29 protein-coding genes are annotated in these 22405 nt (G+C 65.5%); 12 read left to right on the top strand and 17 right to left on the bottom strand.

What is annotated here, in order from left to right; translation table 11 throughout:
• The first annotated feature begins 44 nt into the window (after window positions 1–44).
• The 3 genes from radC (at window position 45) to rpmG (ending at window position 1271) form a co-directional block, all read left to right on the top strand.
• Entirely contained in the window at window positions 45–722 is a 678-nt protein-coding gene (gene radC / locus GH681_RS09130) for a DNA repair protein RadC (RefSeq protein WP_153161168.1), read from the top strand.
• A gap of 116 nt (window positions 723–838) precedes the next feature.
• On the top strand, window positions 839–1075 hold the full coding sequence (gene rpmB / locus GH681_RS09125) for a 50S ribosomal protein L28 (protein WP_153161167.1): 237 nt from the start codon (window positions 839–841) through the stop codon (window positions 1073–1075).
• 28 nt (window positions 1076–1103) lie between these two features.
• Window positions 1104–1271, top strand: a complete 168-nt coding sequence (rpmG, locus tag GH681_RS09120; RefSeq protein WP_153161166.1) for a 50S ribosomal protein L33 — start codon at window positions 1104–1106, stop codon at window positions 1269–1271.
• A gap of 227 nt (window positions 1272–1498) precedes the next feature.
• Here rpmG and GH681_RS09115 read toward each other — a convergent pair whose 3' ends face one another.
• The gene (locus tag GH681_RS09115; protein ID WP_153161165.1) at window positions 1499–1702 is read right to left on the bottom strand and encodes a cold-shock protein; all 204 of its coding nucleotides are present in this window, start codon (window positions 1700–1702) and stop codon (window positions 1499–1501) included.
• Between the two features lie 401 nt (window positions 1703–2103).
• Between GH681_RS09115 and clpS the strand changes: the two genes are divergently transcribed.
• The 7 genes from clpS to GH681_RS09080 all read left to right on the top strand — a co-directional run bounded on the left by clpS (window position 2104) and on the right by GH681_RS09080 (window position 9224).
• A complete protein-coding gene (gene clpS / locus GH681_RS09110) occupies window positions 2104–2412 on the top strand; it encodes an ATP-dependent Clp protease adapter ClpS (protein WP_153161164.1) in 309 nt (102 codons plus the stop codon).
• 1 nt (window position 2413) lies between these two features.
• Window positions 2414–4696 (top strand): ATP-dependent Clp protease ATP-binding subunit ClpA, encoded by a 2283-nt coding sequence (gene clpA, locus GH681_RS09105; RefSeq protein ID WP_153161163.1) that lies wholly within the window; start codon window positions 2414–2416, stop codon window positions 4694–4696.
• 102 nt (window positions 4697–4798) lie between these two features.
• Window positions 4799–5278, top strand: a complete 480-nt coding sequence (rraA, locus tag GH681_RS09100) for a ribonuclease E activity regulator RraA (RefSeq protein ID WP_153161162.1) — start codon at window positions 4799–4801, stop codon at window positions 5276–5278.
• A 322-nt stretch (window positions 5279–5600) separates the two neighbouring features.
• Window positions 5601–6914, top strand: a complete 1314-nt coding sequence (gene aceA / locus GH681_RS09095) for an isocitrate lyase (RefSeq protein WP_153161161.1) — start codon at window positions 5601–5603, stop codon at window positions 6912–6914.
• A gap of 142 nt (window positions 6915–7056) precedes the next feature.
• Window positions 7057–7920 (top strand): DMT family transporter, encoded by an 864-nt coding sequence (locus GH681_RS09090; RefSeq protein WP_153161160.1) that lies wholly within the window; start codon window positions 7057–7059, stop codon window positions 7918–7920.
• Window positions 7921–7980: 60 nt separating this feature from the next.
• A complete protein-coding gene (locus tag GH681_RS09085) occupies window positions 7981–8343 on the top strand; it encodes an STAS/SEC14 domain-containing protein (RefSeq protein WP_153161159.1) in 363 nt (120 codons plus the stop codon).
• A gap of 59 nt (window positions 8344–8402) precedes the next feature.
• Entirely contained in the window at window positions 8403–9224 is an 822-nt protein-coding gene (locus tag GH681_RS09080) for a sulfurtransferase (RefSeq protein WP_228111859.1), read from the top strand.
• Between the two features lie 215 nt (window positions 9225–9439).
• Here GH681_RS09080 and nifS read toward each other — a convergent pair whose 3' ends face one another.
• From nifS to GH681_RS09060, 4 genes are all read right to left on the bottom strand, one after another.
• Window positions 9440–10648, bottom strand: a complete 1209-nt coding sequence (nifS, locus tag GH681_RS09075) for a cysteine desulfurase NifS (RefSeq protein WP_153161157.1) — start codon at window positions 10646–10648, stop codon at window positions 9440–9442.
• Between the two features lie 82 nt (window positions 10649–10730).
• Window positions 10731–11627, bottom strand: a complete 897-nt coding sequence (gene nifU / locus GH681_RS09070) for a Fe-S cluster assembly protein NifU (RefSeq protein WP_153161156.1) — start codon at window positions 11625–11627, stop codon at window positions 10731–10733.
• 12 nt (window positions 11628–11639) lie between these two features.
• A complete protein-coding gene (locus GH681_RS09065; RefSeq protein WP_153161155.1) occupies window positions 11640–11963 on the bottom strand; it encodes an iron-sulfur cluster assembly accessory protein in 324 nt (107 codons plus the stop codon).
• A gap of 171 nt (window positions 11964–12134) precedes the next feature.
• A complete protein-coding gene (locus GH681_RS09060; protein WP_228111848.1) occupies window positions 12135–13013 on the bottom strand; it encodes a LysR family transcriptional regulator in 879 nt (292 codons plus the stop codon).
• Between the two features lie 123 nt (window positions 13014–13136).
• Here GH681_RS09060 and GH681_RS09055 point away from each other — a divergent pair, with 123 nt between their 5' ends.
• Together GH681_RS09055 and GH681_RS09050 are read left to right on the top strand one after the other, a co-directional pair.
• Complete coding sequence (locus GH681_RS09055) at window positions 13137–13703, top strand: pyridoxamine 5'-phosphate oxidase family protein (RefSeq protein WP_153161153.1); 567 nt, start codon at window positions 13137–13139, stop codon at window positions 13701–13703.
• Between the two features lie 26 nt (window positions 13704–13729).
• Entirely contained in the window at window positions 13730–14323 is a 594-nt protein-coding gene (locus GH681_RS09050; protein ID WP_153161152.1) for a glutathione S-transferase family protein, read from the top strand.
• Between the two features lie 10 nt (window positions 14324–14333).
• Here GH681_RS09050 and GH681_RS09045 read toward each other — a convergent pair whose 3' ends face one another.
• From GH681_RS09045 to GH681_RS08990, 12 genes are all read right to left on the bottom strand, one after another.
• The gene (locus tag GH681_RS09045) at window positions 14334–14750 is read right to left on the bottom strand and encodes a hypothetical protein (protein ID WP_153161151.1); all 417 of its coding nucleotides are present in this window, start codon (window positions 14748–14750) and stop codon (window positions 14334–14336) included.
• A gap of 2 nt (window positions 14751–14752) precedes the next feature.
• Entirely contained in the window at window positions 14753–15124 is a 372-nt protein-coding gene (locus GH681_RS09040; protein ID WP_153161150.1) for a hypothetical protein, read from the bottom strand.
• The gene (gene fdxB / locus GH681_RS09035; RefSeq protein WP_304951751.1) at window positions 15124–15408 is read right to left on the bottom strand and encodes a ferredoxin III, nif-specific; all 285 of its coding nucleotides are present in this window, start codon (window positions 15406–15408) and stop codon (window positions 15124–15126) included. Before fdxB ends, GH681_RS09040 begins: the two co-directional genes overlap by 1 nt.
• Before the next feature lie 3 nt (window positions 15409–15411).
• Entirely contained in the window at window positions 15412–15624 is a 213-nt protein-coding gene (locus GH681_RS09030; protein WP_153161148.1) for a CCE_0567 family metalloprotein, read from the bottom strand.
• Between the two features lie 14 nt (window positions 15625–15638).
• Window positions 15639–16103 carry a NifX-associated nitrogen fixation protein gene (locus tag GH681_RS09025; RefSeq protein ID WP_153161147.1) on the bottom strand — a complete coding sequence of 155 codons (465 nt, stop codon included), beginning with the start codon at window positions 16101–16103 and terminating at the stop codon, window positions 15639–15641.
• Window positions 16096–16566 carry a SoxR reducing system RseC family protein gene (locus GH681_RS09020; protein WP_153161146.1) on the bottom strand — a complete coding sequence of 157 codons (471 nt, stop codon included), beginning with the start codon at window positions 16564–16566 and terminating at the stop codon, window positions 16096–16098. The genes GH681_RS09025 and GH681_RS09020 overlap by 8 nt, the downstream gene beginning before the upstream one ends.
• The gene (locus GH681_RS09015) at window positions 16563–17036 is read right to left on the bottom strand and encodes a NifB/NifX family molybdenum-iron cluster-binding protein (protein ID WP_153161145.1); all 474 of its coding nucleotides are present in this window, start codon (window positions 17034–17036) and stop codon (window positions 16563–16565) included. The genes GH681_RS09020 and GH681_RS09015 overlap by 4 nt, the downstream gene beginning before the upstream one ends.
• The gene (gene nifN, locus GH681_RS09010) at window positions 16999–18396 is read right to left on the bottom strand and encodes a nitrogenase iron-molybdenum cofactor biosynthesis protein NifN (protein WP_153161144.1); all 1398 of its coding nucleotides are present in this window, start codon (window positions 18394–18396) and stop codon (window positions 16999–17001) included. Before nifN ends, GH681_RS09015 begins: the two co-directional genes overlap by 38 nt.
• Window positions 18397–18406: 10 nt before the next feature.
• Window positions 18407–19807 (bottom strand): nitrogenase iron-molybdenum cofactor biosynthesis protein NifE, encoded by a 1401-nt coding sequence (gene nifE, locus GH681_RS09005; RefSeq protein ID WP_153161143.1) that lies wholly within the window; start codon window positions 19805–19807, stop codon window positions 18407–18409.
• A gap of 196 nt (window positions 19808–20003) precedes the next feature.
• Window positions 20004–21362: a citrate transporter gene (locus GH681_RS09000; RefSeq protein WP_228111847.1), complete on the bottom strand. Its 1359-nt coding sequence runs from the start codon at window positions 21360–21362 to the stop codon at window positions 20004–20006.
• A 76-nt stretch (window positions 21363–21438) separates the two neighbouring features.
• Window positions 21439–21708, bottom strand: coding sequence for an RnfH family protein (locus tag GH681_RS08995; protein ID WP_153161142.1), 270 nt, complete (start codon window positions 21706–21708; stop codon window positions 21439–21441).
• A 12-nt stretch (window positions 21709–21720) separates the two neighbouring features.
• Entirely contained in the window at window positions 21721–22404 is a 684-nt protein-coding gene (locus GH681_RS08990) for an electron transport complex subunit E (protein ID WP_153161141.1), read from the bottom strand.
• Window position 22405: the final 1 nt, after the last annotated feature.

The following is a 22405-nucleotide window of genomic DNA, read 5'->3' as shown; positions in this document are numbered from 1 at the left end:
AATGTTATAATCCGGATCTTTCGGAAGCTGGAATTGTACACGCCATGGCAATCACCGACTGGCCTGCCGACGAACGTCCGCGAGAACGCCTGCTATCCCGAGGCGCCGCTGCGCTCTCCGACGCCGAACTCCTGGCGCTGTTCCTGCGCGTGGGCATCAAGGGCAAGAGCGCCGTGGATCTCGCCCGCGACCTGCTCACCGAATTCGGCAGCCTGACCGCCCTGTGCAGCGCATCGCCCGGCGCCTTCTCGGCGATCCCCGGCATGGGTCTCGCCAAGTATGCCCAGCTGCAGGCCGTGCTCGAGCTCGCCCGCCGCGCCCTGGGCGAGGAGATGGCCCAACGCGATGTGTTCGACTCCCCCGCCGCGGTGCGCGACTGGCTGCGTCTCAAGCTCGGCCGGCTGCCCCGCGAAGTCTTCCTGGTGATCCTGCTCGACAGCCAGAATCGGGTCATCGGCAGCGAGGAGCTCTTCCAGGGCACCCTCGCCCAGACCTCCGTTCACCCCCGCGAAGTGGTCAAACTGGTGCTCGCCCACAACGCTGCGGCCGTGATCCTGGCCCACAACCATCCATCGGGTGTCGGCGAGCCCAGCCAAGCCGATCGGCTCCTCACCGACACCCTAAAACAGGCGCTCGCGCTTGTGGACGTGCGGGTCTTGGACCACTTCATCGTCGCCGGCAATGCCAGTCCGGTATCCTTCGCAGAGCGCGGCCTGCTCTAGGTTTCAAGGGCCTTGACGGGCTTTCCGCACGAAAAACGCGGCAAGCTCTTGATTCAAGCGAAGTTCGTCCTCTATAATCGACGGTCTTACCGAATCAAACCAGTTTGGAGCAACAAATGGCTCGCGTTTGCCAAGTGACCGGAAAAGCACCGATGGTGGGCAACAACGTTTCCCACGCGAATAACAAAACCAAGCGCCGCTTCCTGCCGAACCTGCAAAACCGCAAGTTCTGGAGCGAAGCCGAGAACCGCTGGGTGCGCCTGCGCGTATCCAACGCAGCCCTGCGCACCATTGACAAAAAAGGCATCGACGAAGTCGTCGCTGAGCTTCGCGCTCGCGGCGAAAAGGTCTGATCCTTTTAACACCAGGAGATAGATCGAAATGGCAAAAGGCGGCCGCGAAAAGATCAAGCTCGAGTCCACCGCTGGGACCGGGCATTTCTACACCACGTCCAAGAACAAGCGCACCACCCCCAACAAGCTGGAATTCAGCAAGTACGACCCCGTTGCCCGCAAGCACGTGCCGTACAAGGAAGTGAAACTCAAGTAATTGCTTCCGGCACGCGATTACCGCTTGTTGCACTGCAAAACAAACAACCCGCCTCGAGCGGGTTTTTTGTTGCCTGTCCAAAGCGCAGACTCACCACACCACAGGCAACGCGTCTCGCGCCGGCGCCCCAGCTAATCCGGCACCACAAAACAAAACCGCCGGCACATCTGCATGTGCCGGCGGTCGTGGATCACAACTCCAGGGCCAGGCCCCGAAAGTCGCGAAGATCAGGCGCGTTGAATGTTCGACGCTTGCTTGCCCTTCGGACCTTGCGTGACCTCAAACTGAACCTTCTCCCCCTCCTTGAGCGACTTGAACCCAGCCATGGTGATGGCGGAGAAGTGCGCAAACAGGTCTTCGCTACCGTCGTCCGGCGTGATGAAGCCGAAGCCCTTGGCGTCGTTGAACCACTTAACAGTACCAGTTGCCATATTGCAAGTTCCTTCTTGATTTCAGTAATACACGATCCGGACTTCCGGCTTGCGATCGGTCAGGACGGGGAGGTCTCCTGCGCCAGGCCTTCAAAGACATCCCTTTGAAAGCACGCCGCACGAACGCCGCCTCAACCTTGGCGCGAACACACCTCAACTTTTACGTGACTTGATTCGCGTCGTCAACGCATTTGTCGGGCATTAAATTTGCTGCAACACAGCAAAAAACAGCGCATTTTTTGGCGTTTTTTCTGACAAAAAAGACAAAAGTCTTATTTTTTCATTACTTATTGTTTTCTTGCAGCGCACCAAAAACGACCCGATGCACCACCGAGAAGCGGACCGGAAAAGTGTGCCAATTCTCTCTTGCACAATCATCGAGGTTGTTTAGAATGAGTCGCATGGTCATCAAAAAGCAGGAAGAATCGGTACTTGAGTCAGAGGTCACGCGGGTCAAACCGCCGCCCCTCTACAAGGTCATGCTCCTCAACGACGATTTCACCCCGATGGATTTCGTGGTGACCGTGATTCAGAAATTCTTTGCCATGGACCGCGAACAAGCGACGCGGGTCATGCTCAAAGTCCACAGAGAGGGCGTTGGGGTATGCGGTGTTTTCCCACGGGACATCGCAGCCACCAAGGTCGAGCAGGTCATCGCGTACGCACGTCGGCATCAGCATCCGCTGGCATGCGTCATGGAGGAAAGCTGAAATGATCGCGCAAGAGCTGGAAGTCAGTCTGCACATGGCCTTTGTCGAAGCACGGCAGAAGCGCCATGAGTTCATCACCGTCGAGCATCTTCTGCTCGCGCTCCTCGACAATCCCTCCGCGGCCGAAGTGCTGCGCGCCTGCGCGGCCAAGACTGACGAACTGCGCAAAGAGCTGACCAATTTCGTCAACGAGCACACGCCCAAGGTCGAAGGCACCGAAGACATCGACACCCAGCCGACGCTCGGTTTCCAGCGGGTGATCCAGCGGGCGATCCTCCACGTCCAATCCTCCGGCAAGAAGGAAGTCACCGGCGCCAACGTGCTGGTCGCCATCTTCGGCGAGAAGGATTCCCACGCGGTCTACTTCCTGCAGCGGCAGAACATCTCCCGCCTCGACGTGGTGAACTTCATCTCTCACGGCATCACCAAGAGCCCGCAGCCGGGCGCCGGCCCGCAGCCGCGTCCGGCCTCGGGTGATTCCGAGCAGGGCGAGCAGGAGCCGGAAGCCACGACGCCCGGCGGCGCCCTCGACAACTACACCCAGAACCTCAACCAGCAGGCCCTGCTGGGCAAGATCGACCCGCTCATCGGCCGCGACAAGGAAGTCGAGCGCGTCATCCAGACCCTCTGCCGTCGCCGCAAGAACAACCCGCTGCTGGTGGGTGAAGCCGGCGTGGGCAAGACCGCGATCGCCGAAGGTCTGGCCCGCCGGATCGTCGAAGGCCGCGTGCCCGACATCCTGACCGATGCGCAGGTCTACGCCCTCGACATGGGCGCCCTGCTCGCCGGCACCAAGTATCGCGGCGACTTCGAACAGCGCCTGAAGGCCGTGCTCAAGCAACTGGTCGAGCACAACAACGCGATCCTCTTCATCGACGAGATCCACACCCTGATCGGCGCTGGCGCCGCGTCGGGCGGCACGCTCGACGCCTCCAACCTGCTCAAGCCGGCCCTGTCGTCCGGCCAGCTCAAGTGCATCGGCGCCACCACCTACACCGAGTTCCGCCAGATCTTCGAGAAGGATCACGCCCTGTCGCGGCGCTTCCAGAAGGTCGACGTGGTCGAGCCGTCGGTGGATGAAACCGTCGAGATCCTCAAGGGCCTCAAGTCGCGCTTCGAGCAGCACCACGGCATCAAGTATTCGTCGTCGGCCCTGTCGAGTGCCGCCGAGTTGTCGGCCCGCTACATCAACGACCGTCACCTGCCCGACAAGGCCATCGACGTGATCGACGAAGCCGGCGCCGCCCAGCGCATCCTGCCCAAGTCGCGCCAGAAGAAGCTCATCGGCAAGACCGAGATCGAGGAAATCGTCGCCAAGATCGCCCGCATCCCGCCGCGCAACGTCTCCAACGACGACCGCGCCGCCCTCAAGACGCTCGATCGCGATCTGAAGAACGTGGTCTTCGGCCAGGACGCCGCCATCGACGCGCTGGCCAAGGCCATCAAGATGTCGCGCTCCGGCCTCGGCAATCCCCAGAAGCCGATCGGTGCCTTCCTGTTCAGCGGCCCGACCGGTGTCGGCAAGACCGAAGTCGCCCGCCAGCTCGCCTACACGCTGGGCATCGAGCTCGTGCGCTTCGACATGTCCGAATACATGGAACGTCACGCGGTGTCGCGGCTGATCGGTGCGCCTCCGGGCTACGTCGGTTTCGACCAGGGCGGCCTGCTGACCGAACAGGTCAACAAGAAGCCCCACTGCGTGCTGCTCCTCGACGAGATCGAGAAGGCCCATCCGGACATCTACAACATCCTGCTGCAGGTGATGGACCACGGCACGCTGACCGACAACAACGGTCGCCAGGCCGACTTCCGCAACACCATCCTCATCATGACCACCAACGCGGGCGCCGAAAGCATGCAGAAATCGGTGATCGGCTTCTCGGCCAAACGCGAGATGGGCGATGAGATGGCGGAGATCAAGCGCCTGTTCTCGCCGGAGTTCCGCAACCGGCTCGACGGCACGATCTCGTTCAAGTCCCTCGACTCCGAGATCATCGTCCGGGTGGTGGACAAGTTCCTGATGCAGCTCGAAGCCCAACTCCACGAGAAGAAGGTCGAAGCCCACTTCACCGACAAGCTCAAGACCTGGCTCGGCCAGAAGGGTTTCGATCCGCTGATGGGCGCCCGCCCCATGGCGCGGCTGATCCAGGACACGATCCGCTCGGCGCTGGCCGACGAGCTCCTGTTCGGCCGGCTGGCGGGCGGCGGCAGCGTCACCATCGACATCGACGACAACGGCAAGGCGCTCCTGCTGTTCGAGGAAATGGCGGAAGCTACGGTATAGTCTCGCCGCGCGCGTCGCACACAACCCACGGGCGGCCCATGCCGCCCGTGTGCTTTTGTGGGCCGCGATCTCCCTTCCCATCCTGATTCTCACGGAGTTGCCATGGATTTCCAGACCACCGATCTTTGCGATGCCAACGAAGGCAAGGTGCGCGCCGTCGCGCCGATGTTCCGCAGCTTTGGCGGCAAGACCCGCTTTGCCGGCCCGATCCGCACCCTCAAGGTCTTCGAGGACAACTCGCTGGTCCGCAGCACCCTCGAAACCGCCGGCAACGGCGCGGTGCTGGTGGTCGACGGCGGTGGCTCGATGCGCTGCGCGATGGTCGGCGACCAGCTTGCGCTCCTGGGCGTCAAGAACAACTGGGCCGGCATCGTCGTCTATGGATGCATTCGCGATTCCGGCCCGATCGCCGGCATGGACATCGGTGTCTTCGCCCTCGGCACCCACCCCATGAAGAGCGTCAAGAAAGGCGCCGGCGATGTGGACATCCCGGTCACCTTTGGCGGGGTCACCTTCACGCCGGGCGAGTACATCTACGCGGACGAAGATGGCGTGATCGTGTCGGCGACAGCACTGCTGTAAACCTGCCCGCACAATAAAAAACGACGCGGCGCAGCGAATTTTCATTTCACTGGCGCCGACGTCGTTTCACGATATAAAAAATAAACAACAACACATTGATTAGCAACGTAAATTTATTTCTTATGTCTTATATAAGACTTGTTGCTGCCATGCAAAATCCTGCCTATACTGTCTCCTGTTGATCGAGGTTCCGGAAACGCTGTTTCAGCCAGACCGGCCCCGCTCAAGCAGAGCAAGAGTTACGCAACGCCCCCACCCCAAGCAGGTTGAGCGTGCGCCTCGGCTTTCCCTCCCTTCACCCTATGTTTGTAAAGGATGTCGTATGTCTCTGACCCGCGAACAGCAAATCGCCGCCCTCGAAAAAGACTGGGCTGAAAACCCCCGCTGGAAGGGCGTCAAGCGCGGCTACACCGCTGCTGACGTCGTCCGTCTGCGTGGCTCCCTGCAGCCCGAATACACCCTGGCCCAGCGCGGCGCCAAGGTTCTGTGGGACAAGGTCAACGGCGGCGCCAAGAAGGGCTACGTGAATGCCTTCGGCGCGATCACCGCTGGTCAAGCCATGCAACAGGCCAAGGCTGGCCTGGAAGCCGTGTATCTGTCCGGCTGGCAGGTTGCCGCCGACGGCAACACCTCCGAAACCATGTACCCGGACCAGTCGCTGTACGCCTACGACTCCGTTCCGACCATGGTTCGCCGCATCAACAACACCTTCAAGCGTGCCGACGAGATCCAGTGGTCCCGTGGCATCAACCCGGGCGACGAAGGCTTCATCGACTACTTCCTGCCGATCGTTGCCGACGCTGAAGCCGGTTTCGGTGGCGTGCTGAACGCCTTCGAACTGATGAAGAACATGATCGCCGCCGGTGCCGCTGGCGTTCACTTCGAAGACCAGCTGGCTGCCGCCAAGAAGTGTGGCCACATGGGCGGCAAGGTGCTCGTCCCGACCCGTGAAGCCTGTGAAAAGCTGATCTCCGCTCGTTTCGCTGCCGACGTCATGGGCGTTCCGACCCTGATCCTGGCCCGTACCGATGCCGAAGCAGCCAACCTGATCACCTCCGACTACGACGAGAACGACAAGCCGTTCCTCACCGGTGAGCGCACCCAGGAAGGCTTCTTCCGCGTCAAGAACGGTCTGGAGCAGTCCATCTCCCGCGGCGTTGCTTACGCTCCGTACGCTGACCTCGTCTGGTGCGAAACCGGCGTGCCCGATATCGGCTTCGCCCGTGAATTCGCCCAAGCCGTGCTGGCCGCCTGCCCGGGCAAGCTGCTGTCCTACAACTGCTCGCCTTCCTTCAACTGGAAGAAGAACCTCAACGACTCGCAGATCGCTTCCTTCCAGGAAGAACTGTCGGCGCTGGGCTACAAGTACCAGTTCATCACCCTGGCTGGTATCCACGTCAACTGGTACAACACCTTCAAGTTCGCCAAGGCCTACGCCGGCGGCGAAGGCATGAAGCACTACGTTGAAATGGTTCAGGAACCGGAATTCGCCGCTCGCGAACAAGGCTACACCTTCGTCTCGCACCAGCAAGAAGTCGGCACCGGCTACTTCGACGACGTGACCACCGTCATCCAGGGCGGCTCCTCCTCCGTCAAGGCCCTCACCGGCTCCACCGAAGAAGAGCAGTTCCACTAAGCTTCGATCGCCGGTAACCCTCACCGGCACGCTTGGTCGATCGACCCCCGCGGGCGCAAGCCCCCGGGGGTTTTTCACGTGGGTTTCCGGGCACGGTGCGGGCCTCCGGTAGAATCGGGCGCTTTCGTCCTCCGCCCCCGCCATGCAATCCCTCTGGATGATCGCCGCCAGCCTGCTGTTCGCCTGCATGGGCGTCTGCGTCAAGCTCGGCTCGGCGCATCTTTCCACCGGCGAACTGGTGTTCTACCGGGGCGCTGTCGGCTTCGTGATGATGCTGGCGCTGATCCGCTGGCAGGGTATCCCGTGGCGCACGCCCCACTGGCGCATGCAGCTCTCCCGCGGGTTCTCCGGCACCATCTCGCTGATGTGCTACTTCTTTGCCCTCGGCGTACTGCCGCTGGCGACCGCCGTCACCCTCAGCTACACCTCACCGCTGTTCGTCGCCCTGCTGCTGATTTTGTGGTTCGGCGAGCGCCCCGGACGCGGCGCCCTCGCCGCCATCGCCCTGGGCTTTGCCGGCGTGGTCATGCTCCTCAAGCCAACCCTGCAGCCAGATCAATGGTTTGGCGCGCTGGTGGGCATGGCGGGCGGCATGCTGGCGAGCATCGCCTACATCAACGTGCGCGAACTCGGCCGCGTCGGCGAGCCGGAAGCCCGCACCGTGCTGTGGTTCTCCTTCGTCACCAGCCTGTTCGGTCTGGGCTGGGCGATGCTGTCCGGCGGCCTGCATCCGATGGACGCCCGCACCCTGGCGATCGTCCTGGGCGTGGGCGGCTTCGGCGGCTTCGCCCAGCTCGCCATGACCCGCGCCTACCGTTACGGCAAGACGGTCGTGTCGGCCAACCTGTCGTACAGCACGGTGATCTTCTCGAGCCTGTTCGGCGTCGCCCTGTGGGACGAGCGCCTGCCCTGGGCCTCGCTGCTGGGTATCGCCACCATCATTGCCAGCGGCGTGCTGATCTCCGCCGTCTCGCGCCGACCCGCGCCAGCGCTTGAGTCCGATTGAAGCGCGGGGCGCGCGGGGCTACACTGCTGGCATCCCTTCACCCCCAAGAGGACCCAGGAAATGATCACCACCGACCAGAAGGAAAGCCGGGTCAATCTCACCGTCTTCGGCGAATTCACCCTCGCCGACTACAAGGAATTCGAAGAGGTCGTCAATTACAAGGTCAAGTTCGAAGGGCCGGTCAGCCTGTTCTTCGACCTGCGGGAAATGAGCGGCTTCACCATCGACATGGCCCTCGAGGAAATCCGCTTCGCCCGGGCCCACGCCCACGACTTCGCGCGCATCGCCATCCTCACCGACGACCAGTGGGTCACCTGGAGCGCCTGGCTGTCGAAGATCTTCGTGGATGCCGACGTGCGCGTCTTCGAAGACGCCGACGACGCCGAAGCCTGGCTCACCGGCATCGAATCGCCGGTCGCCTGAGGACGCCGGTCGTGCCGCAGCCCTTCACCCAGCTCGTCAGCGTCCAGGAAGCAGCCACCCTGGCCACGCCCGCATGGCGCTTCTTCGACTGCCGCTTCAACCTCGCCAATCCGGCCGCCGGCCGGGACGCCTACGGGGCGGGGCACCTGCCCGGCGCGTTCTTCCTCGATCTCGAAGAAGACCTCTCCGGCCCCTGCTCCGGCCTCAACGGCCGCCATCCGCTGCCCGATCCGCAGCTTCTGGCCGACAAGCTCGGCAGCCTCGGCGTGGGCCCGAACACCCAGGTCGTCGCCTATGACGACGCGGGCGGCATGTTCGCGTCCCGACTGTGGTGGCTGCTACGCTGGCTGGGACATGATCGCGTTGCGGTGCTCAACGGCGGCATCCAGGCCTGGACAGCTGCCGGCCACCCGGTCGTCACCGACGTGCCGCAGGCCACCGCCACGGCCTTCACGCCGAGGGTACAGAAGCAGCTGCGGGTTGATGCCGACTTCGTGCTGAGCCACCTGCACGATCCGGCCATGCTGCTGATCGACGCCCGGGCGCCCGACCGCTTCCGCGGCGAGAACGAAACCCTCGACCCCGTGGGCGGCCACATTCCCGGTGCGATCAACCGCTTCTTCAAGGACAACCTGGACGCCAGCGGCTGCTTCAAGTCGGGCGCCCAGCTCCAGGAAGAGTTCGGCAAGCTCATCAACGGCGGCGACGCGCACAACGTGGTGCTGCAGTGCGGTTCCGGCGTCACGGCCTGTCACAACCTGCTGGCGATGGAGACCGCGGGCCTCTCCGGCGCAAGGCTCTACGCGGGCTCATGGAGCGAGTGGTGCGCAGACCCGGCCCGGCCGGTAGCCAGCGGCCCCGAGACGCCCGTACAGCGATAAGCTGACCGCGGTCGGCGCGCTGTTACGCAGACGCGTATCGACTGCGCGTTCCGCCCCCCCTTCCCCCCCCCTTCCCCCACCCTTCCCCCACCCTTCCCCCTGCCCTTCCGCCTGCGATTGGCCGTCCGCCCGTCGCGCCCCCCAAAAAAAAGCCCCGGAATTGCTTCCGGGGCCAAGCCTTGGTTACTGCTTGAGGAGTTACGTTCGATGCCGGCCTACGCGTAGGTCGGTGCGAAGCTGGCTTCCGGGTTGGCGGAGGGGCCCTTGTCGCCCCAGTAGGGCGAGAGCTTGCGCAGTTGTTCGATGATCGGCGGGACGGCGGCGATGACGCGGTCCACTTCCTCTTCGGTGTTGTACACCGACAGGGAGAAGCGGATGGTGCCGTGGGCGGCTGTGTAGGGGATGCCCATGGCCCGCATCACGTGGGAAGGTTCGAGCGAGCCCGAGGTGCAGGCCGAGCCCGAGCTGGCGGCGATGCCCAGCTTGTTCAGCAGCAGCAGGATGGCCTCGCCCTCGATGTATTCGAAGGCGATGTTGCTGGTGTTGGGCAGCCGGTTGGCCACGTCGCCGGTGGGGAAGCAATGGGTGATCTGGCTGAGGATGCCTTTTTCCAGCTTGTCCCGCAGGGCGCGCACGGTGGTGTTCTCGGTTTCCATGTGCTTCATCGCCAGCTCGCAGGCCATGCCGAGGCCGACGATGGAGGCCGAGTTCTCGGTGCCGGCGCGACGGCCGCGCTCCTGGTGGCCGCCGCGCAGCAGCGGACGGAAGCGGCAGCCACGGCGCAGGTAGAGCACGCCGATGCCCTTGGGGGCGTGGAGCTTGTGGCCGGAGAGCGACAGCATGTCGATCTTGGTGTTCTTCAGGTCGATGGGGATCTTGCCCACGGCCTGCACGGCGTCGGTGTGGAACATGATGCCCTTGGCCGCCGCCAGCTCGGCCATCTCTTCCACCGGAAAGATGGTGCCCGTCTCGTTGTTGGCCCACATCACCGACACCACGGCCACGCGGTCATTCAGCAGCGACTTGTACTCGTCGATGTCGAGGCGGCCTTTTTTATCCACCTTGAGCTTGTGGACGATGTAGCCCTCCTTCTCGAGCCATTCGCACAGGGTCAGGATGGCCGGGTGCTCGACGACGGTGGTGATGACCGTGTTGCGCTCCGGCTGGGCCTTGAGGGCCGATAGGATGGCGGTGGAATCGGATTCGGTGCCGCAGGAGGTGAAGATGATCTCCGAATCATGCTCGGCGCCCAGCAGCGCCTGCACCTGACTGCGCGCCTTCTTGAGGGCCTTGCCCACTTCGCTGCCGAAGGCGTGGATGGACGAGGCGTTGCCGAAATGCTCGGTGAAGAACGGGAGCATGGCCTCCACCACCGCAGGATCGACCCGCGTCGTGGCGTTGTTGTCGAGATAGACGGGTTTCATGGCACGGGCCTCTCTATGTTCTGTTGGGGTGTCGCGGCGATCCGGCCACCGACCGGATCGCGGGTGCTGGCGTATCGGGGGATTACGCCTCAACCGGCATGTGGGACGAGGGCAGAACCTGCACCAGCTCGCCCAGCGCCTCGATCATCTTCTGCTGGATGCCGCCCAGGGTGGCCGCTTCCATCATGCAGCCGGAGCAGGCGCCCTTCAGATGCACGTAGATCTTCTTGCCCTGCACGTCGGCCAGCTCCACGTCGCCGTGGTCGCGCTGGAGCATCGGGCGGACGGATTCGAGGACTTCCTCGATCTTCTTGATCTTCTGCACCAGGGTGAGCTTGGTGGAAGGCGGCTTCGGCGCTTCCGGGGTGGCCGGGCAGGCGGGCGGGGGCGACACTTCGCCGGGGCCGGCGCGCTCGGCCATCACCTTGGCGAGGATCTCCTCGATGCCTTCGTGGCAGGCGGCGCAGCCACCACCGGCCTTGGTGTAGAAGGTGACTTCCTCGACGGTGTTGAGGTTGTTGGCCTTCACCACGTCTTCGATCATCACCGCGTCCACGGCAAAGCACTTGCAGATCAGCGCACCTTCCTCGTGGTCGTCGCTCCACTCCTCGCCGCGGTAGTTGGCGATGGCGGCCTGCAGGGCTTCGCGGCCCATCACCGAGCAGTGCATCTTCTCGGGCGGCAGGCCATCGAGGAAGTCGGCGATGTCCTGATTGGAAACCTTGAGGGCTTCATCCAGGGTCATGCCCTTGATCATCTCGGTGAGCGCCGACGACGAGGCGATCGCCGAGCCGCAGCCGAAGGTCTGGAAGTGCGCGTCCTGGATGACCTCGGTCTCGGGTTCGACCTTGAGCATCAGGCGCAGCGCATCGCCGCACTGGATGGAGCCCACGTCGCCGATGCCGTTGGCTTCTTCCAGCGGGCCGGAGTTGCGCGGGTTGAAGAAGTGCTCGCGGACCTTGTCTGAGTATTCCCACATGGCGGCAGCTCCTTAAACCGAGAACGAAGAACCGCAGGCGCACTTGGCGCTGGCGTTGGGGTTGTCGAACTTGAAACCGGTGTGGGTGAGCGTATCCACGAAATCCACGGTGACGTTGTCGATCATCGGCATGGTCATCGGGTCCACCAGCAGCTTCACGCCGTCGATTTCCAGTTCCCAGTCGTCCTCGGCCTTCTCGGCTTCGAGCTTCATGCCGTACTGAAGGCCGGAGCAGCCGCCGCCCGAAACAACCAGGCGCAGACCGGCAACGGGGGTTTCGGAGCCGCGGATGAAACGTTGGACGGCTTTGACGGCAGCGGGGGTGAGATTGATCATTTCGGTTCTCCGATTTGGGGGGCTATGCCTCCTCTTTGCAAGGGACGTGCCACGTCCCGCCAAACCGGCAAACCGTTGTTTTTGATAGGGATGTCAGCCTTCGGACGACTGTCGGAGGCGTGTCGCGTTTACGACAATGGGGGATTCGCGCCGCCGCCGCGACGCGCTCGATCAGCCGGCCAGGCGTTCGCGCAGGCGCGGCGCGGCCCAGTCGAGGAAGGCCCGCACCCGGGACGGCAGCAGCCGCCCGTGGGGATACAGCAGGCTCACCGGCACCGCCGGCGGCGCCCAGTCGTCCAGCAGCCGCTCCAGCTCGCCGGCGGCCTCCGACGCGCGCACCTGATAGGCCAGGAAGCGCCCGCAGCCCACGCCCTTGCGGCAGGCATCCAGCCCCACGTCCACCTGATTGGTGGCGAAGCTGCTGCGCACCGGCACCCGCACGTGCTCGCTGCCCCGCTCGAAATGCCATTCGTGCCCGTCGCCCAGCCCGGTGAGGCGGATCACCGCGTGGCCGGCGAGCTCCGTCGGGTGCATCGGCCGGCCGTGGCGGGCGATGTAGCCCGGACTCGCGCAGGTCACCCGGCGGGTGCTGCCCACCGGCACCGCCACCAGCCCCGAATCCGGCAGCGCGCCGATGCGCAGCGCCAGGTCGATGCTCTCGTCGAGGAGATCAAGCACCCGATCCACCAGCAGCAGCTCGACGCTCATCTCGGGATGTTCGGCGAGGAAATCGGTGACCACCGGCGCCACGTGCAGCCGGCCGAACATCACCGGCGCGGTGATCACCAGCCGCCCCGACGGCCGCGTGCGCCGGGCGGTGACGGCGTTCTCCATGTCGGCCAGATCGGCCAGCAGACGCCGGCTGCGCTCCAGGTAGTCGCGCCCCTCTTCGGTGAGCGCGATGCGCCGCGTGCTGCGGTTGAGCAGGCGCACGCCGAGGGATTCCTCCAGCGCCGCGAGGCTGCGCACCACCGCCGCCAGCGACACCCCGAGCCGATCCGCGGCGGCCGTCAGGCTGCCGGCCTCGACGATGCCGACAAAGGTGTTCATCGCCTTGAACTTGTCCATAGGGCCAAGATTAAACCGATCGCCGCACCAATGAAATTCTCAAACGCGTATTTATTGCCGCAATCGAAAGGATCACGATAGCCAAAACGGTCTGGAGAACCTGCCATGTCCCGCCACTTTGCCGACATCACCTGCACGCCCGGCGTACGCGCCACCCAGCAGCGCTACCTGGGCGCCCCGCTGCCCACACCGGCGGGCAACCCCGAAGCGATCCTGGGCGATCGGGAGCGCGCCTTCATCGCCGCCCGCGACAGCGCCTACCTCGCCACCGTGGGCGAAGGCGGCTGGCCCCACGTGCAGCACCGGGGCGGCCCGCCGGGCTTCCTGCGGGTGATCGATGAACGCACGCTGGCCTTTGCCGACTACGGCGGCAACCGCCAGTTCGTCAGCATCGGCAACCTGGCAGGCCAGCCCAAGGCGGCGCTGATCCTGATGGACTACCCCAACCGCCGGCGCCTCAAGCTGCTCGCCGAGATCACCGTGCTGCCCGCCGACGAGGCCGACCCGACGCTCGTCGCCGCCGTCGGCCTGCCCGGCGCGCCACCCACCGAGCGGGTGATGGTGCTGCACATCGCGGCCTTCGACTGGAACTGCTCGCAGCACATCACTCCGCGCTATTCGGCCCGCGAGCTGGCGGCGCTGGACATCCCTTCCACCCCTTCCCACCCCTGACGCCCCAACGAGAAAAGGAGACACCCATGAAACTGTACGACCTCACCCTTTCCGGCAACTGCTACAAGGTGCGCCTGTTTGCCGGGCTGGCCGGCATCCCCGTGGACATCGTCCCAGTGGATTTCCTCGCCGGCGAGCACAAGCGCCCGCCCCTGATCGAGCTCAACCCGTGGGGCGAGCTGCCCGTCCTGGTGGATGGCGAGGTGGTGCTGCGCGATTCCCAGGCGATCCTCGTCTATCTCGCCCGCCGCTACGCCGGCGAAGCCTGGCTGCCCAGCGATCCGGCGGCGATGGCCGAGGTGGTGCAGTGGCTCTCTACCGCCGCCAACGAAGTGCAGAACGGCCCTGGCGCGGCGCGGCTGGTGGACAAGTTCGGCTACGCCCTCGACAAGGCCGACACCCTGCGCCGGGCGGCGCGCATCCTGCCGCTGATCAACGCACGGCTGGCCGATCACGACTGGCTGGCGCTGGACCGGCCGACCATTGCCGACTGCGCGGTGCTCCCCTACGTGGCGCTGGCCCCGGAAGGCGGCGTGTCCCTGAGCGACTTCCCCCACATCCGCGCGTGGATCGCGCGGGTCAAGGCCCTGCCGGGCTTTGCACCGATGCCGGGCGTGTGAGCGCGGCGGATCAGCCCAGCACGTGCTCGTAGGCCCGGCGCAGGAGCTGGCGCTCCACGTCGGTCAGGGCGCGGGATTCGGTGATGGCGATGAATCGCGCGCCGATCCGGTCGGCCGCGCCAAAGGGCGGGTCGATGCCGGCAAAGGCGCCCAGCAGCACCGGCACGTCGCCGCCCGGGGTATCCACCCAGGCCTGGAAATCGCCTTCCGGGTCGATGGCATCCTCGGGCAGGCCGAGCCGCACCTCCGCCTCGCGCACGATGGCGGCGGGGTGAATCTGGACCTTCGGCGACCAGTCCTCGTCCCGCAGCGCGGCCAGCGCCGGCAGGGCCTTGAAGGCGACGACGCCATAGGGCAGGCACAGAAAACGCACCCGCCCGCTGGTCTTGTGTTTGTGCAGCAGGATCAGCCGCGGCTGCGTGTCCATCGTCAGGTCATGTAGGCGGCGATCACGGCCTCGCCGCGAAGCTTGTCGGGCTTGCCCCACACCTGCACGGATTCCACGTAGCTCTCGGGCTTGTCGGGATGGGGCAGCAGCACCTGGTATTCGGCAAACACGCGCCCATCGGGGAACAGCGTGACGGTGCCATAGCGGGCCGAGCCGCGCCAGGTGCCGATCAGGCTTACCTCCTGGGAGAAGGGGTCGGTCTTCTCCTCGAAGGAGAGCAGCGACCAGTCCGGCTCGTTGCCGATGGACAGGCCAAGGCGCTCCACCTCCCGCCGCAGGGCCGCGCACACGGCGGCCCCGGTGGCGGCGTCGGGCTGCGGCGCGACCGCCGCGACAGGCTCGGCCCCGGCCATCACACGCTCGCCGGCGAGTAGGTGTAGCAGTCCTTCGGGCACACCCGGCCGCAGGAGCCGCAGCCGATGCAGTCGGCGCCGTTGGCGATGGACATCACCATCATGTTGTCGTCGTCGGAGTCGTCGTCATCCTCCAGCTCGCGCTCGACCAGATCGAGCACGTTGCGCGGACAGACCTTGTAGCAGCGGCCACAGCCGATGCACTTGGCCTGATCCAGGTTGGTGACGAATTCGGGCGTCCATTCCACGCCCCCGCGGGTCAGGCCAGTGATCTGCGCCATGATGAATCAACCTTTCTGTGCCGCAGACAGGCGGGCGTTGGCCTCCGCCCATGCCTGGCAGGCGTCGTACGTGGATTGGGAAATGCCCGGGATCTCGTGGTAGCCCGCCGGCAGGCGGTCTTCCACGAGGTCGTGCAGCTGGGAGGCCCATTCGGAAGCGATGCGCTTGAGCTTCTTCACTTCCTTGTCGAGGGCCGCGATCTCTTCGGCGGTGCTCATGACGGCCTCCCTGCTCACATCCCGGCGACGGCGGGGTATTCGCCGATGCGCTCAAGGGCCACGGAGAGGATCTTGTCGGCCTCGTCCTTCATCTTGGAGAGGCTGGCAAAGCCGAAGCGATGCACGTCGCGCAGGGTGCGATCCACGGCGACCAGCTTGCCGACGGTGATCAGCGCGCGGCCAAAGCCTTCGTGGGTCAGATGCACCAGCGGCACGGCGAGCTGCTTGCATTCCTTCTCGATGAGCACGGCGATGGCGTTGTAGAAAGCCTTCACGCGGGCGATGGTCACGTCGTCCGGGTCGCCGATGAGGGGGATTTCGGCCTTGCGTTCCTTGGTGAGGACGTAGGGATCGAGGATCTTCTCCACTGTCCAGCCCTGGTAGGTGCCGTAGGTGTCGAGGGCGCGCATCTGGCGGGCCATCTCCTTGATGAAATCGGTATCGAGGATGGGATCGCGTTCGACGACGGGGTCAGTCATGATGAAACTCCTGGATGGAAATGGGTGAGGAAGGCGTGCGGATCGGCACGAGCCGGGGGGCGGGCATCAGGCGGGGTGCCAGTGCGATCGCAAATCGGGCGAGGATCAGGGCGGCGAGAAAGCCCCCCATCGCCCCCAGTGCAGTAACGCCATCGCGGCCGTCGAAGGCGGCAGCGAGCGCCGCCCCCAGCAGCATGGCGATGGCCGGAAAGAGATAGCCGAGCACGGCGCTGGCCGACAGGCCCGCCGCCGGCAGGCCGACGGAGACCACATCACCCACCGCCACGCCCGCTTCGAGGGGCACCGTGAGCATCGTGGCCGGGCGGTCGCCGGCCATCTTGCCCACGCCGCAGGCGCTCACGTGGCCGCAGGACGAGCAGCCGCCGGTCTCCATGGCGACGATGGCCTTGCCGCCCTCGATGCGGCGCACCACGCCGCGGTGTTCGATGAAGGGCGCGCTCATCCCTGCCAACCCTCGTCTTCCATCTCCGAGAAGCGGTCGTCGGATTTGGTCTGGGCGGCGATGGCGCGGTCGATCCACTGCACGCCGCCCTCCTTCATCGCCCGGCTGATCTCGGCCAGCAGTTCAGGGATGGCGTCCACCTCGTCGGTGCGGATCGGCTGGATGCCCTTGGCCATGAGCTGCTTGATCGCCGAGGCGCCGATGGCCATCACGTACACCGCGTGGCAGCCGGCGAGAAACTCCACCTTGGCGGCGAGCTTGTTCTCGTTGCCGTCCATCGCCTCTTCGGGGAAGTCGGCGACGCCCACGAGGGTGGCCTTGTCGGGCACCACTTCGTAGATGGCGAAACCTTCGGCGGCGCCGAAGTGCTGATTGACCCGACTGCGGTCGGTGGAGGCGAAGGCGACCCTGAGCACGGCGGCGGGCTCCTCTTTAATGGACCAGACCAGCTGCAGACGACGGGGAGCCATGGTTGTCGCCGAGGCGGGGCTCGGCCCGGTAGATTGATTGATAGGGTTCGAGTTCATGGTGTTGCCTCAGCATCAGGTTGGCGAAATCGAACAAGGCCTGCCGCGTGCCGCGGTAGCCCACCCAGGTGCGCGCATAGCCGCCCACCTGGTCGTATTGGGGAAAGCCGGCCCGCATCAGGGGCAGGCCCAGCCGCTCGGCGGTGCCCGCGGCGTGGGAGTTGGCGACGATCACCTGGGCGCCGCCGGCGCGGGCGTCCTTCTCCAGGTCTTCCAGATCGCCGATGACGATCTTCGGCACCGGCAACAGCGCCAGGCTCTCGTGCTTGGCCGGGCTCACCGCGGCAACGATCTCGGCGCCCATGCCGGTGAGGAAGGTGGCCTGCATGCCCAGCAGGTCGGGATCGGCCGCCAGGGCCACGCGGGCGAAGCCGAGCATGAAGTGGCAGTCGACCATCGCGTCCTGCAGCTGGGCGCGCCAGCGGTCGATGCGTGCCGGCACCGGCTGGCCGGAGATGTCGGCCAGCGCCTGGGTGAAGGCGTCGCAGTCTTCCAGCCCCATCAGGCCGGCAAAGCGGTAGTCGGGCACGCCGGTGCGGGCGCGGAGCAGGTCCGCCGCCTTGAAGAGCGACGGGCCGACCACTAGCGTGGCCGCCGATTCGCCCATGATCTCGATCTCGGCCCGGGGCGTGCCACCGATGGTGAGGGACGAGAACTCGGCGTCGGTGAGGTGCCCGTCGAGGGAATCGCCGATGTCCGGCAGCACCACCGCCCGCAGGCCGAAGGCTTCGATCCACTCGCGAATCGCCTCGATGTCGCCGGGGGTGAGCATGCCCGACGCCAGCACGTTCACCTGCTTGGGCCGGCGCCCGGCGCTGCAGCCTTCGGGCACCAGCACATCGATCATCGATTCCACCGCCAGGGCGTAGCCGCTCTCCAGGCAGCCCACGTAGTCGGGCGTGTTCACCGGCACCACCGCCACCCCGGCGTACTCCGGGTGCTTCTCGCGGAAGATCCGCACCGTGCGGCGGATGTCGGTGCCCTGGGTTTCCGAAAGCCCCGTGGTAACGAGGCCAATCACGTCGGGCTTGCTCTTCTCGGAAAGCACCCGCAGGCCCTCGACCACGTTGTCGTCGGCGCCCATGATCGAGGCCACCTGATCCATCGCCGTGGTCTGCAGCGGAATCGGCTCGCGGAAGTGGCGCACGAAGAACACCTTGCCAAAGGCCGTGCAGCCCTGGGAGCCGTGCATCAGCGGCAGGCTCCGGCCCAGGCCGAGGAAAGCCAGCGAGGCCCCCACCGGCTGGCTCACCTTGAGCGGATTGACCGCCAGCGCCTTCTTGGATTGGACGATTTCAGCCATCTTGATCTCCTCAAGCAGCGAGCACGGTGCCAGGCCCTTGCTTGGCCGCCCACGGGGCGGGCTTGCGCACCGACGCCCACACCGGGCTGCCCATCGACAGGGCCAGCTGACGGGCCAGCTCTTCCATGCCGGCGTAACCGGCGTAGCCGAATTCCCGCTCCTGGTTGATGTCGAGGAAGGGGATGCGCGCCTTGAGGGCCGTGTAGAGGTTGCGGCCGCCGGCGATGAGGATGTCGGCCTTGTACTCGTGGTAGGTGGACAGCAGCGCCTTGGGGCTGCCGTCGTCGATCATCTTGGTGTCGTCGCCCATCAGCTCGCGGATGCGCGCCTTGTCCTCTTCGGTGGACTTCTTGGTGCCGGTGGCGACCACCTTCATGCCCAGGTCCTGCAGGGCCGAGACGATGGACCAGGACTTCACGCCGCCGGTGTAGAGCAGCACGCGCTTGCCGTTGAGGCGCTCGCGCCAGGGGTCGAGCGCCGCGCGGGACTTGGCCTCCTCCCGGGCGATGACGGCCTCGGTGCGGGCGATCAGGTCGGCGTCGCCAATGATCCGGGCGAAGTCGCGCAGGGCGTTGTTCATGTCCTGCACGCCGTAGAAGCTGCCCTCGAAGAACGGGATGCCGAAGTTGTCTTCCATCTTGCGGGCCACGTTGAGCAGCGCCTTGGCGCACACCACCATGTTCACCTTCGCCCGGTGCATGGTCTGCACCTCGTGGAAGCGCGCGTCGCCGGACAGGGTGCACAGGATGCGCAGGCCCAGTTCGTCGAAGAGCGGCAGCACGTGCCAGAACTCACCGGCGATGTTGTATTCGCCGATCAGATTCACGTCGTAGGTGGGCAGGCCGTCGGCGCGGGGGGCGGCGGGTTCGGGCTCGCGGGTGCCGATCACATGCTTGAACATCGCCTCGCCGGCGAGGCGGTTACCCAGGTTCTTGGTGCCGTAGAAGCCAGCGGCGTCCACCGGCACCACCGGGGTGCCCCAGCGCTCGGTGGCGGCCTTGCAGACGGCCTCCACGTCGTCACCGATCAGGGCGGTGACGCAGGTGTTGTAGATGAACACCGCGGCCGGCGAGTAGCTGTCGATGGCCTGCTTGATGGCGTGGAACAGGCGCTTCTCGCCGCGGCCCATCACCACGTCGGTCTCGGAGAGATCGGTGGTCATCCCGATGCGGTACAGCGTGGGGCCGGAGGAGCGGGTGCCCCGGTTGTCCCACGACGAGCCCGCACAGGCGATCGGGCCGTGGACGATGTGGGCCACGTCGGCGATCGGCAGCAGCGCGATCTGTGCGCCATCGAAGGAACACCCGCCGGCGGTGGCGCCGGGCTTGGGCTTGGCGCACCCGGACTTTTCCTTCTTGTTGTGGCTGCAGGCCGGCTCGTCGAGCAGGGCCTGGATTTCGCTGGCTTTCATGCTGGCCTCTCCAAGGGTTCAGGCACCTACCTGCAATTTGAGTGCCAGCTCCAAACCCCTGTTTTTAAAGGCCTGACGGTCATTCCACGCATGTAGCAAAGCCGACAAAACCCCGCTGCCGGTACAAACCCAACAGCGCCCCACCAAAGACAAAGGCCGCCAGAACGGCGGCCTTCGGGCAGAAGCGCGGAGGTAATCAGTGGCTGGCGGGGGACGCTACGGGCGCCTCCAGCGCCACCGGCGCCGGGGCGTTGTGGTCGGTATCCGGGTGCCAGCCGAGCACCGTGAGCATGATGAAGAAGCCGGTCACGTAGGCCACCGGCACGTGCCAGCCGTGGCGCAGCCACTGGGCCGCCGAGCGAGCCTCGGGGAACATGCTCGACAGGGCCACCCCGGCCGACGAGCCGAACCACAGCATCGAACCGCCAAAACCCACCGCGTAGGCCAGGAAGCCCCAGTCGTAGCCGCCCTGGCGCAGGGCCAGCGCGGTGAGCGGGATGTTGTCGAACACCGCCGACACGAAGCCCAGGGCAAGGGCCGACTGCCACGAGGCGGCGGGCAGCTCCTCCACCGGCATCATCGAGGCGCACAGCACCAGCGACAGCAGGAAGACCGAGCCCTTGATGGTGTCCGGCAGCACCTCCCAGTCGTGGCGACGCACCGGGACGGTCAGCAGGATCGCCGCCCACACGGCCACACCGATGAAGGGGAAGGCGTCGGCCATCTCGGGAAACTTGATGTTAATGGTGATGTTGGTCCCCACCGCGAACACCAGCATGGTCAGCACGATGAAGATCCGCCCCCAGTCCACGTGGGTGTGCTGGTGGGCGTGGCGCAGGATGGGCGAGTAGGCGTGCTGCTGACGGGCACCGAAGTAGCCGATGATGACCAGCGCCACCGCCGCCGCCACGTAGGCATCCACCACGATCAGCGGGCTCACCCCGTCGATCCACATCATGGTGGTGGTGGTGTCGCCCACCACACTGCCCGAGCCACCCGCGTTGGACGCCGCGACGATGGCCGCCAGGTAGCCCACGTGCACCTTGGCCTTGAAGAGCTGATGGGCCATCGCGCCACCAATCAGCGCCGCGGCGATGTTGTCGAGAAAGCCGGAGAGCACGAAGACCATCACCAGCAGCAGGAAGCCGCCCTTCCAGTCACCCGGCAGAAAGCGCGGCAGGATCACCGGCACGTGGCTCTTCTCGAAATGCCGGGCGAGCAGCGCAAAGCCGGTGAGCAGGCAGAACAGGTTGGCGATGGTCACCCACTCGTGCCCCAGGTGGCCGACCAGGCCCGCCACGCCGGCGCCGGTCTTGAAGCCGGTGATGAGCACCTTGTAGGCGCTGATGGTGACGAGGCCGACAAGGGCCACGTAGAGGGTGGTATTGTGGAACAGCGCCACCCCCAGCAGGGTGAGCGCGAAAAGGATGAAATCCAGCGGGATGCCACCGACGGAGGGCAGGCTGCCGGCCGCGAAGGCCGACACGGGGAGCAGCAGGCCGAGGGCCAGCAGCGCCCGGCCCGTTGAGGGTGGGTGCGAAGGATGAGCGGACATGGGCGTTCTCGAAGGCAAATGAAAAATCGGGGAGCCGACATGAAACCGGCCGGGCGGGCCGGCCGGTCGAGGCAGGTCAGTCGTCGGCGAGATCGCGCCGGGGCACGGTTTCCGGGTCGGCGATGATGGCGCGGTAGATCTCCACCCGGTCACCCGGGCGCAGGGCCGCATCGGGCTTCACCAGCCGCCCGAAGACACCGACCTTCTGCTTCGTGAGGTCGATGTGGGGGAACTGGTCAAGGATGCCCGAGCGCTTGATGGCATCCGTCACCGTGGCCGTCTCGGGCACCTCGATGGTCACCCAGATCTGGTTTCCGGGCTCGGAGTAGGCAACGCCAATCTGCATTTTGTGATCTCCTCAAGCCGCCGACGGCGTGGCCAGCCCGCGGCCCCGCACCGCCGCCCGGGCTTCGGCGCGCCGCTCCATCGCCCGCTTGCCGGCGAGCAGGAAGCCCAGCAGGGCAAACCCGCCGGGCGGCAGGATCATCAGCAGTGCACCGCCATAGCCGGGCAGTTTCATTTCAAGAAAGGCAAACGACGGCCCGAGCAGGTTGGATGCCTGGGCGAACAGCGTGCCGGCGCCGAGGAACTCCCGCAGCAACCCCATCACCGTCAGCGCGCCGGTAAAGCCCAGCCCCATCGCCAGCCCATCCACTGCCGAGGCGGCCACCCCGTTCTTGACGGCGAAGGCTTCGGCACGGCCGAGGATGGCGCAGTTCACCACGATCAGCGCGATGAACAACCCGAGCACCTTGTACAGATCGTGCAGCCAGGCGTTCATGGCCATGTCCACCACCGTCACCAGGGTGGCGATGAGCACAACGAACACCGGAATGCGCACCTGGGAGCTGACGGTGTGACGGATCATCGACACCAGCACGTTGGAGACCACCAGTACCGCGGTGGTCGCCAGCCCCATGCCCAGGCCGTTGGTGCCGCTGGTGGTGACCGCCATGGCCGGACACATGGCCAGCAGCTGGGAGAACACCACGTTCTGGTCCCACAGGCCTTCCTTGATGATGCTGCGGTAGTCGTTGCTCATG

The sequence above is a fragment of the Zoogloea sp. 1C4 genome, from assembly GCF_009469605.1.
In the GTDB taxonomy this organism is placed as follows: Bacteria; Pseudomonadota; Gammaproteobacteria; order Burkholderiales; family Rhodocyclaceae; genus Zoogloea; species Zoogloea oryzae.
The sequence above is the reverse complement of the archived record's forward strand: the minus strand, read 5'-3'. Positions and strand labels throughout refer to the sequence as shown.

Bases quoted from the DNA above. Each gene is read 5' to 3' on its own strand.
- radC (WP_153161168.1), top strand. From the start codon at position 45: ATGGCAATCACCGACTGGCCTGCCGACGAACGTCCGCGAGAACGCCTG.
- rpmB (WP_153161167.1), top strand. From the start codon at position 839: ATGGCTCGCGTTTGCCAAGTGACCGGAAAAGCACCGATGGTGGGCAAC.
- rpmG (WP_153161166.1), top strand. From the start codon at position 1,104: ATGGCAAAAGGCGGCCGCGAAAAGATCAAGCTCGAGTCCACCGCTGGG.
- GH681_RS09115 (WP_153161165.1), bottom strand. From the start codon at position 1,702: ATGGCAACTGGTACTGTTAAGTGGTTCAACGACGCCAAGGGCTTCGGC.
- clpS (WP_153161164.1), top strand. From the start codon at position 2,104: ATGGTCATCAAAAAGCAGGAAGAATCGGTACTTGAGTCAGAGGTCACG.
- clpA (WP_153161163.1), top strand. From the start codon at position 2,414: ATGATCGCGCAAGAGCTGGAAGTCAGTCTGCACATGGCCTTTGTCGAA.
- rraA (WP_153161162.1), top strand. From the start codon at position 4,799: ATGGATTTCCAGACCACCGATCTTTGCGATGCCAACGAAGGCAAGGTG.
- aceA (WP_153161161.1), top strand. From the start codon at position 5,601: ATGTCTCTGACCCGCGAACAGCAAATCGCCGCCCTCGAAAAAGACTGG.
- GH681_RS09090 (WP_153161160.1), top strand. From the start codon at position 7,057: ATGCAATCCCTCTGGATGATCGCCGCCAGCCTGCTGTTCGCCTGCATG.
- GH681_RS09085 (WP_153161159.1), top strand. From the start codon at position 7,981: ATGATCACCACCGACCAGAAGGAAAGCCGGGTCAATCTCACCGTCTTC.
- nifS (WP_153161157.1), bottom strand. From the start codon at position 10,648: ATGAAACCCGTCTATCTCGACAACAACGCCACGACGCGGGTCGATCCT.
- nifU (WP_153161156.1), bottom strand. From the start codon at position 11,627: ATGTGGGAATACTCAGACAAGGTCCGCGAGCACTTCTTCAACCCGCGC.
- GH681_RS09065 (WP_153161155.1), bottom strand. From the start codon at position 11,963: ATGATCAATCTCACCCCCGCTGCCGTCAAAGCCGTCCAACGTTTCATC.
- GH681_RS09060 (WP_228111848.1), bottom strand. From the start codon at position 13,013: ATGAACACCTTTGTCGGCATCGTCGAGGCCGGCAGCCTGACGGCCGCC.
- GH681_RS09055 (WP_153161153.1), top strand. From the start codon at position 13,137: ATGTCCCGCCACTTTGCCGACATCACCTGCACGCCCGGCGTACGCGCC.
- GH681_RS09050 (WP_153161152.1), top strand. From the start codon at position 13,730: ATGAAACTGTACGACCTCACCCTTTCCGGCAACTGCTACAAGGTGCGC.
- GH681_RS09045 (WP_153161151.1), bottom strand. From the start codon at position 14,750: ATGGACACGCAGCCGCGGCTGATCCTGCTGCACAAACACAAGACCAGC.
- GH681_RS09040 (WP_153161150.1), bottom strand. From the start codon at position 15,124: ATGGCCGGGGCCGAGCCTGTCGCGGCGGTCGCGCCGCAGCCCGACGCC.
- GH681_RS09030 (WP_153161148.1), bottom strand. From the start codon at position 15,624: ATGAGCACCGCCGAAGAGATCGCGGCCCTCGACAAGGAAGTGAAGAAG.
- GH681_RS09025 (WP_153161147.1), bottom strand. From the start codon at position 16,103: ATGACTGACCCCGTCGTCGAACGCGATCCCATCCTCGATACCGATTTC.
- GH681_RS09020 (WP_153161146.1), bottom strand. From the start codon at position 16,566: ATGAGCGCGCCCTTCATCGAACACCGCGGCGTGGTGCGCCGCATCGAG.
- GH681_RS09015 (WP_153161145.1), bottom strand. From the start codon at position 17,036: ATGGCTCCCCGTCGTCTGCAGCTGGTCTGGTCCATTAAAGAGGAGCCC.
- nifN (WP_153161144.1), bottom strand. From the start codon at position 18,396: ATGGCTGAAATCGTCCAATCCAAGAAGGCGCTGGCGGTCAATCCGCTC.
- nifE (WP_153161143.1), bottom strand. From the start codon at position 19,807: ATGAAAGCCAGCGAAATCCAGGCCCTGCTCGACGAGCCGGCCTGCAGC.
- GH681_RS09000 (WP_228111847.1), bottom strand. From the start codon at position 21,362: ATGTCCGCTCATCCTTCGCACCCACCCTCAACGGGCCGGGCGCTGCTG.
- GH681_RS08995 (WP_153161142.1), bottom strand. From the start codon at position 21,708: ATGCAGATTGGCGTTGCCTACTCCGAGCCCGGAAACCAGATCTGGGTG.
- GH681_RS08990 (WP_153161141.1), bottom strand. From the start codon at position 22,404: ATGAGCAACGACTACCGCAGCATCATCAAGGAAGGCCTGTGGGACCAG.